This window comes from Enterococcus sp. LJL90 (genome assembly GCF_056924355.1).
Map to the genome: position 1 here is coordinate 1 of NZ_JBXPBQ010000048.1, position 1,487 is coordinate 1,487.

Here is a 1,487-nt window from a genome sequence, read left to right on the forward strand (position 1 = left end):
TTTTTTAGTTTATCTTCGAGTAATTAGTATACGATGGTAAAACTTATCTTAACTAAATGAAAAGAGCTCTACCTTAGGAAAAAACCCAAGATAAGGCTCTCATTTTAGCCTATATTATTAAATATCTTTATTTCATCTGAAATTTTATAGCCTTTTTTCCAGTGCGTTTCGATAATTTGTTCTGTAAAACCATACCGAGCAAATTTCAAGCGAATCCGACTAACAATTTGAGAAAGTTGCGCCAAGTGTGAACTTGTCGTTTGACCATTCCACATCCGTTGAGCAACTTCTTTTCGCGTAAGAAATCCTTTTTTTTCATCAAATAGTATTTCAAACAATTGTCGTTCTTTTTTCGAAAAAGTACTAATAGCTAAATTGTAAGAATCATTAGTCATTTTATGTCTATTTGGTGGACATGACCGTGTTTCCCTGAAATGTAGTTGCCGAGAAGATGACAATAACTCTCTTAGACTAGATAAAGAAATCCCCGTAGAGAATTTCGCTGTCAACCCCAATTTTTGCCATTCTTCGTATAATTCATCATTTAAGAGATCAGTATCACATCGTAAAATCACACAATTTACAATTTGTCCTTGGCGTAAAATAGTTTCGACAGTTTCGCTTGGTAGCGTCTCACTAAAAATTACAACAGGTAAGTCCAATACAAAAGGTGTTTTAGCTAACATGAGTGGTTCAACTAATTGTGTTGAATGCAAAACTTCATATCCTAAATATTCTAAATTTTCTTTCAACTGTTTATCAGCTGAGGGATTCGCTGTTAAAAGTAATACTTGATTCATTGGTTCCTCCTCACCCATAAATCATTTTTGGGTTTTTTGTTTACTATGATGCTTATCATAATTTTTTTGTATCTGTCAAAGGCAACAGTAATGTTTGTAGCACACCAATGATTTGATTCCGTGTAACTAGTCCATACTGGCGACTATCTGATCCATACGATCGATTGTCGGCTAAAACTAAATAACAATCATCTGGAATGGTTTGTTGATTCGTGATATCTAAGAGAGTAAAATTTGGGGTATATTGACCACCATTTCTTTGCGCATCATTTATGTCATCCACAAGAAATTTTTCCTCTACGCTCTCTCCATTAACAAAAAGTGTATCTTCTTTATAGTCGATTCGCTCTCCAGGTAACCCCACTACTCTTCTTACTTGTTGCGTATTTCCTTGCTGGAAATAGATTAAATTAAATCGCTTTACGTAGTCAGTTTTTCGAATGAGAACAGTGTCTTGATCGCGAAGTGTCGGCATCATACTATATCCATTTATTACCACTATTTTAAATAAGAAGAAAAACAAAATCAGAGCAAGAAGACTAGCCATGACGATTGCATAGAAAAAGTCTTGAATGATATGCTGTTTTTTACTCCTTCTTCTCTTCTTTTTTGAGCTAGATTTCTTCTGATAACTAACGTTTCTACGACCAGATTTAGATAATTTAACTGCCTTATTCGTGGGAAGAG

Annotated in this window: 2 protein-coding genes; both read right to left on the bottom strand. The window is 34.2% G+C overall.

Annotation, left to right across the window (positions count from 1 at the left end; translation table 11 throughout):
• Positions 1-104: 104 nt before the first annotated feature.
• A complete protein-coding gene (locus AC1Z3S_RS20015) occupies positions 105-800 on the bottom strand; it encodes a winged helix-turn-helix domain-containing protein (RefSeq protein ID WP_461741838.1) in 696 nt (231 codons plus the stop codon).
• A 55-nt stretch (positions 801-855) separates the two neighbouring features.
• The coding region (gene lepB / locus AC1Z3S_RS20020) for a signal peptidase I (protein WP_461741839.1) at positions 856-1,487 on the bottom strand (632 nt) is incomplete at its 5' end.

Coding starts and splice junctions, on each gene's coding strand:
- AC1Z3S_RS20015 (WP_461741838.1), bottom strand. CDS start 800: ATGAATCAAGTATTACTTTTAACAGCGAATCCCTCAGCTGATAAACAG.